The 6714-nt window shown below is 69.8% G+C and carries 5 protein-coding genes and 1 pseudogene; 1 reads left to right on the forward strand and 5 read right to left on the reverse strand.

What is annotated here, in order from left to right:
• Positions 1–38: 38 nt before the first annotated feature.
• The 5 genes from purH to sucC all read right to left on the reverse strand — a co-directional run bounded on the left by purH (position 39) and on the right by sucC (position 5842).
• Positions 39–1715, reverse strand: coding sequence for a bifunctional phosphoribosylaminoimidazolecarboxamide formyltransferase/IMP cyclohydrolase (gene purH, locus QN357_RS05690; protein WP_134449965.1), 1677 nt, complete (start codon positions 1713–1715; stop codon positions 39–41).
• The gene (gene purN / locus QN357_RS05695; protein ID WP_323504649.1) at positions 1712–2272 is read right to left on the reverse strand and encodes a phosphoribosylglycinamide formyltransferase; all 561 of its coding nucleotides are present in this window, start codon (positions 2270–2272) and stop codon (positions 1712–1714) included. The genes purH and purN overlap by 4 nt, the downstream gene beginning before the upstream one ends.
• A 9-nt stretch (positions 2273–2281) precedes the next feature.
• A complete protein-coding gene (locus tag QN357_RS05700) occupies positions 2282–3652 on the reverse strand; it encodes a DUF6350 family protein (RefSeq protein WP_323504650.1) in 1371 nt (456 codons plus the stop codon).
• A gap of 119 nt (positions 3653–3771) precedes the next feature.
• Positions 3772–4659: a succinate--CoA ligase subunit alpha gene (gene sucD / locus QN357_RS05705; RefSeq protein ID WP_134449963.1), complete on the reverse strand. Its 888-nt coding sequence runs from the start codon at positions 4657–4659 to the stop codon at positions 3772–3774.
• 13 nt (positions 4660–4672) lie between these two features.
• Positions 4673–5842 carry an ADP-forming succinate--CoA ligase subunit beta gene (gene sucC, locus QN357_RS05710; protein WP_134449962.1) on the reverse strand — a complete coding sequence of 390 codons (1170 nt, stop codon included), beginning with the start codon at positions 5840–5842 and terminating at the stop codon, positions 4673–4675.
• Positions 5843–6043: 201 nt separating this feature from the next.
• Here sucC and QN357_RS05715 point away from each other — a divergent pair.
• Positions 6044–6714: pseudogene (locus QN357_RS05715) on the forward strand (hypothetical protein); the annotation flags it as partial.

Consider the following 6714-nt stretch of genomic DNA (forward strand, 5'->3'; position numbering starts at 1 on the left):
CCATCGTGCCAGACCCCGCTGGCAGGAGACTCCGCGGATCAGTGGAAGAAGTGGCGCTCTCCGGTGAAGTACATTGCGACGCCGGCCTCTGCGGCAGCGGCGATGACCTCGGGGTCGCGCACCGAACCTCCTGGCTGTACGACTGCGGTGACCCCGGCCTCGAGGAGGACCTGCAGGCCGTCGGCGAACGGGAAGAACGCGTCGGAGGCCGCGACGGAGCCCGCGGCCCTGTCCCCGGCGCGCAGCACCGCGAGGTGGCACGAGTCGACCCGGTTGACCTGGCCCATGCCCACGCCGACGGATGCCCCGGAGCGGGCGAGCAGGATCGCGTTCGATTTCACGGACCGGCACGCCTTCCACGCGAACTCGAGGTCGGCGCGGGTGGCCGCGTCGACCTCCTCGCCGGCGGCAAGGGTCCATGTCGAGGAGTCGAAGTCTTCGAACGAGTCGGTCTCCTGCACGAGCAACCCGCCGGAGATCTGGCGAAGCTCGAGCGAGGAACGGTGGTAGTTCTCCGGAAGCTCGAGCAGGCGGATGTTCTTCTTCTGGCTGAGCAGTTCGAACGCGGCCGGTTCGAAGCCGGGTGCGACAAGCACCTCGGTGAAGATCTGGCTGACGGTCTCGGCCATGCCGAGGGTCACGATGCGGTTGGCCGCGATGACCCCGCCGAATGCGGAGACCGGGTCGCAGTCGTGAGCCCGCTTGTGGGCCGAGGCGATCGCATCCGGTGCCTTGGGGTTGGCCACGGCGATGCCGCACGGGTTGGCGTGCTTGATGATGGCGACGGCCGGTTCGGCGAAGTCGAAGGCCGCGCGCACGGCGGCATCGGCGTCGACGTAGTTGTTGTAGGACATCTCCTTGCCGTGGCGCTGCACCGCCTGGGCGATGCCCTCTCCGCCTTCGCCGAGGTAGAGCGCGGCGGCCTGGTGCGAGTTCTCGCCGTAGCGCAGCACGCTGCCGCGGGTGGCCTCGATCGCGAGGGTGCCGGGGAAGGGGCCCTCGTCGTCGAAGGCGGTGCCGATCACGGCGTCGAACTCGTCGAGGATGGCCTCATCGAGGGCCTCGGTGTCGTCCTGCCACTGGTCGTAGACGTTCTCGGTGAACCACGCGGAGACGCTCAGGTCGTAGCCGGCCGTGTGCTCGAAGGCGAGCGAGGCGAGCTTGCGGCGCAGCTCGAGCGTCGTTCCCCCTGCGGAGACGGCGGTGACGATCTCGCCGTAGTTCTCCGGGTCGACCACGATCGCGACGTTCGGGTGGTTCTTCGCCGCGGCGCGCACGAGTGCGGGGCCGCCGATGTCGATCTGCTCGATGACCTCGGCAGCGGGTGCGCCGGAGTTCACGGTCTCGACGAAGGGGTAGAGGTTCACCACGACGAGTTCGAAGGGCGCGATGCCGAGCTCGGTGAGCTGGGCCTCGTGGGCGGCGAGCCGCAGGTCGGCGAGGATGCCGGCGTGCACACCGGGGTGCAGGGTCTTGACCCGCCCGTCGAGGGACTCCGGGAAGCCCGTGACGGCGGCGACATCGGTCACGGCGAAGCCCGCGGCACGGATGCTCGCCGCGGTCGACCCCGTCGACACGATTTCGACGCCGGTCGCCACGAGGGCCGCCGCAAGCTCGACCAGGCCGGTCTTGTCGCTCACTGAGATGAGCGCCCGCCGCACCGGGACGACATCGCGTTCGCGGTAAAGGCTCTGGTCGTTGCTGTGCCCGCTCATATCTGGGAGTGCTCCTTGAGGTTCGTGTTTCCGTTGGCGATGTCGAGAACGGCCTGCACGAGCAGGCGCCGTTCGACGATCTTGATCCTGGCGTGCAGGGAGTCCTCGGTGTCGTCCTGAAGCACCGGCACCCGCTCCTGCGCGACGATGAGGCTGGCTCCGGTCTCGGGGACGCCGGCGGCGAGCGCGTCGCGCACCCCGTGGGCTCCTGGAAATTCGGGCAGGTAGGCCGGATGCGTGTTGAGCAGGTTCGGGGTCAGTGCGGCGACGACCCTGGCGGGCAGGAGACGCATGAAGCCGCTGAGCACCACGAGATCCGGCGTCCATTGCCGGATCACGGCGAGCAGTTCGTCGCCCCACTCCTCGCGCGACTCGAACGAGCTGTACGGAACCGTGAAGGTGGACACGCCGAACTCTTCACCGAGGTCGAGGCCGTCCGCGTCCCTGTCTGCCCCGATCGCGACGACCCGCGCCGGGTACTCGGCGTCCTGGCACGCTTCCAGGAGGGAACGGAGGTTGGATCCCCCGCCGGAAATCAATACGACCAATGACAGCACTGGACGAGCCTATCGTTTGCCGGTCCTCGCCGGTGGGGCCGCGGCGGGGGCCGTGGCGCCGGAGGTGGCCCCGCGCCGCCGGATCGGGGGCGTCAGCATTCCGAGAACAGCGGCGACGCCGACCTCGAGCGCGGCGAAAGCGCCGACCAGCAAGGGGTTCGGCCCGACGTCTACGAGCCGGCCTGGACCGAGGGCCCCTCCGGACCACCAGGCCAGCAATCCGAGGACAATGCCGGCGACGACACCAGCCAGTGCTCCGGTAAGAGCCAGCCGGCCGCGATCGGCGCCGGGCTCGCCCGCACGGTGCTGGCGCTGCCGGGTTGCGAAAGCCGTGAGATAGCCGATCAGAACGGGCACGAGCAGCCCGAGGAACCCGAAGGCGAGGCTGCCGTGCGGGAGCACGCCGAGCAGCGGCAGGCCGGGTACCGGGCCGAGGACGGTGCCGACCGGGGACACGCTCGACCCGATGCCGACGGCGATGCCGGGCCAGACGAACCAGGCCGCCGCCCAGATCACGAGGTTGGGGATGAGCGCGAGCTGGGCGATCGTCAGGGTGATGCCGCCCATCACCCCGGCCTGCACGGTCTCGTAGAGGCCGATGATCGTCGCGAAGTTGCCGAGGATCAGCACGAAGACGGCGAGGGCCGCGACGCCGACCGTTCCGGTCGCGGCGCCGAAGCCGGCACGGAGGGCTCCGGCCAGAACCGAGCGCCATTCGGCGGGCACCTCGGGCAGCCGGGGCAGTCGCGGAAGGGCCGGGAGCGCGGGAAGGGCACGCAGCCAGGCCGGACGGCCGGTCGCCGGGCGACCAGGAGCCGGGTGAGCCGGAGCTCCCTGCAGGTGAGGCGCCTGGCCGGCAACCGGATGCTCTGGCGACTCGGTCCGGTGGCGGGCGCCGATGAACACCCCGGCGGCGAACACGGCCGTGGGCAGGAGCACGCCCTGCGGGATCGACGGCTGCAGGGCATCCGTGCCGACGGTGAGGGTGAGCATGGTCGCGAGCAGCCCATAGACGGGGATCGCGGTCAGGACGCCGGTCCAGCGGTGCGGCGAGTCCGCCGCGCGGCGGCCGGTGTGCCTGCCGAGGAACAGGGCGAGCACGGCGAAGCCGAGGAGCGCGATCGTGAGCGAGAACGGGGCCTCCGCGCCGGGCAGGCCGAGCGCGGCGACGACGGTGGGGTCGAGCTGGACGGCGAGGTCGACGCCGTTGCCGAGCAGCCAGACCGTGACCGAAGCGCGCCAGAAGACGAGCCAGTCGACCGCGAGGCCGTACTGGGTGGCCCACAGGATGGTCAGGGGCACCAGGGAGACGCCCACTCCGATGGCTACGACAATGAGCGCCTCGAGTGCGGCGAGCAGGGCTGTCGTTAAGCGGTTCATCCGGTGGGAGCCTACCTCGCCCGCCTGACCGGCCCGCGCGCCCCCGCCGTGACGCGCGAAAAAAAGGGGCCCGCCGTGGTGGCGGGCCCCCTCTTCTGGCTCTGCGAGCGGATGCCGGGCTACAGTGCGGCGAGAACCTCGCGCAGCAGGGTCGCGGTCTCGCTCGGCGTCTTGCCGACCTTGACCCCTGCGGCCTCGAGGGCCTCCTTCTTGCCCTGGGCGGTGCCTGCGCCGTCGGAGACGATCGCCCCGGCGTGGCCCATGGTCTTGCCCTCCGGCGCCGTGAAGCCCGCGACGTAGCCGACGACGGGCTTGGTGACGTGCGCCCGGATGTAGTCCGCCGCCTTCTCCTCCGCGTCGCCGCCGATCTCGCCGATCATCACGATCGCGAGGGTCTCCGGGTCGTTCTCGAAGGCCTCGAGGGCGTCGATGTGCGTGGTGCCGATGATCGGGTCGCCGCCGATGCCGATCGCGGTCGAGAAGCCGAGGTCGCGCAGTTCGTACATCATCTGGTAGGTCAGGGTGCCCGACTTGGAGACGAGGCCGACCGGGCCCTTGCCGGTGATGTTCGCCGGCGTGATGCCGACGAGCGCTTCGCCCGGCGTGATGATGCCGGGGCAGTTCGGCCCGATGATGCGGGTCTTGTTGCCCTTGGCCTTGGCGTATGCCCAGAACTCGGCGGAGTCCTGCACCGGGACGCCCTCTGTGATGATGACGAGCAGCGGGATCTCGGCGTCGATGGCTTCGATGACGGCGTCCTTGGTGAAGGCCGGCGGGACGAAGGCGATCGAGACATCCGCCCCGGTCTTCTCGATCGCCTCGGCGACCGAGCCGAAGACGGGCAGTTCGACGTCGCCGTGAACGACGGTGGTGCCGGCCTTGCGGGCGTTGACGCCGCCGACGACCTGGGTGCCCGCCTTGAGCATGAGGGCGGTGTGCTTGGTGCCCTCACCGCCGGTGATGCCCTGGACGATGACCTTGGAGTCCTTGTTGAGGAAGATAGACATGTTCGAAAATCCCTTACTTCGCGGCGTAGGCGAGCTCGGCGGCCTTGGCGGCGCCCTCGTCCATGGTGGCGGCCAATGTGACCAGCGGGTGGTTGGCCTCGGTGAGGATGCGGCGGCCTTCCTCGACGTTGTTGCCGTCGAGGCGCACGACGAGGGGCTTGTTCGCGGCGCTGCCGAGCTCGGCGAGCGCGCCGACGATGCCGCGGGCGACCGCGTCGCAGGCGGTGATGCCGCCGAAGACGTTGACGAAGACGCTCTTGACCTGCGGGTCGCCGAGGATGACGTCGAGTCCGGCCGCCATGACCTCAGCGGATGCTCCGCCGCCGATGTCGAGGAAGTTGGCCGGCTTGACGCCGCCGAAGTTCTCGCCCGCGTACGCGACCACGTCGAGCGTGGACATCACGAGACCGGCGCCGTTGCCGATCACGCCGACGACACCGTCGAGCTTGACGTAGTTGAGGTCGTTGAGCTTGGCCTTGGCCTCGAGCGGGTCGGCGGCTGCCGCGTCCTCGAGCAGGGCGTGCTTCGGGTGGCGGAAGCCGGCGTTCTCATCGAGGGTGACCTTGCCGTCGAGGGCGATGATGTCGCCTTCTTCGGTCAGGACAAGCGGGTTGACCTCGACGAGAGTCGCGTCCTCGCCCTTGAAAACGTTGTAGAGCTGCACGAAGACCGGGGCGACCTTCTCGACGAGCTCGGCGGGGAACTTCGCCTCGACCGCGATGCGCCGGGCCGTTTCGAGGTCGATCCCGAGGTTCGGGTCGATCGCGACATAGGCGAGCGCCTCGGGCTTCTCGACGGCGAGAACCTCGATTTCGACGCCGCCCTCGTAGCTCGCGAGCGAGAGGTACGAGCGGTTGGACCGGTCGAGCAGCACCGAGAAGTAGAACTCCTGCTTGATGCGCGCGCCGCCGGCGACCATGACCCGGTTGACGGTGTGGCCCTTGATGTCGAGTCCGAGGATCGCCTGGCCGGCCGCGAAGGCGTCGTCGGGGGTCTTGGCGACCTTGACGCCACCCGCCTTGCCGCGACCGCCGACCTTCACCTGGGCCTTGACGACGACGACACCGCCGAGCTTCTCCGCTGCGGCGCGCACCTCCTCGGGTGTGTCCGCGATGATGCCCGGCAGAACCGGGACTCCATACTGCTCAAACAGGTCTCTTGCCTGATATTCGTAAAGGTCCACGCTGCTTTGTCCAATCCGCGTCTTAGCGTTCCTGCTGGGTACGAGGGGTGTGCCGGCACAGCGTCCGCCATCGAATGTAGCTCGACGTCGAGACAATCTGACCAGTTCAAACTCTAGCGTCCCACATGCCCCTGCCTCGCCAAACCTTCCGGACGGCAGTACCATGCCAGCCACACCCCCCGCCGCCCGGAAGGACCGCGCATGGCCGGACCGTTCAGGACATCCGCTCCCCCGCACGTTCTCGAACTGCGGGTGCACGGCATCAACAACACCTCGCCGTTCGCCCTGCTCGACCTGCCGCCGGATGAGGTCGAGCTCGCCGCCGGCGATGTGCTCGGCAGCTTCTGGACGCCGACTCCAGATTCCCTCCGGCGTCATCGCCGGGCAGCCGATGCCGCGGAGCAGCGCGGCTACGTCCCTCGCCGGATCCGCCGCGAGGCATACTCCTGGGGCGGACTGGTGCGCAGCACCCCCGGTGGGGCCGGGCCGGTCTGGGCGGTCATCGCCGCACTCGCCCGGATCGGCTGGGCCCTGCTGCTCCCGTTCTCGATCGCCAACGCTGCCGCCTGGTGCTGGAGGCTCCCGACCCAGGCGGTGCCGCGCGGCCTCAGCGTCCGGGCCGGGGTCATCCGCCTGTTCGGCGTGCTGCTGACGCTCCTGCTCGTCGCGACGGTCGCGAACCTCGGCATCGACCTGCTCGCCCGGCAGTGCTACGTCGACGGGGCGCTGGTCTGCTCCGGGCTGCCCGGCGCGCTCGGCGGCCTCGCCGCGTGGACGACCGGGCAGCGGATGGCCGTCTTCTCGCTCGCGCCGATCGCGATGATCCTCGGGATCTGGCAGCTCTCGAACGGCGCGCGGCTGCGGTATGACGT

Source organism: Cryobacterium sp. RTC2.1, assembly GCF_035018685.1.
Taxonomy (GTDB): Bacteria; Actinomycetota; Actinomycetes; order Actinomycetales; family Microbacteriaceae; genus Cryobacterium; species Cryobacterium glucosi.

Excerpts from the sequence above, each read along its gene's own strand:
- purH (WP_134449965.1), bottom strand. The coding sequence starts at position 1,715 with ATGAGCGGGCACAGCAACGACCAGAGCCTTTACCGCGAACGCGATGTC.
- QN357_RS05700 (WP_323504650.1), bottom strand. The coding sequence starts at position 3,652 with ATGAACCGCTTAACGACAGCCCTGCTCGCCGCACTCGAGGCGCTCATT.
- sucD (WP_134449963.1), bottom strand. The coding sequence starts at position 4,659 with ATGTCTATCTTCCTCAACAAGGACTCCAAGGTCATCGTCCAGGGCATC.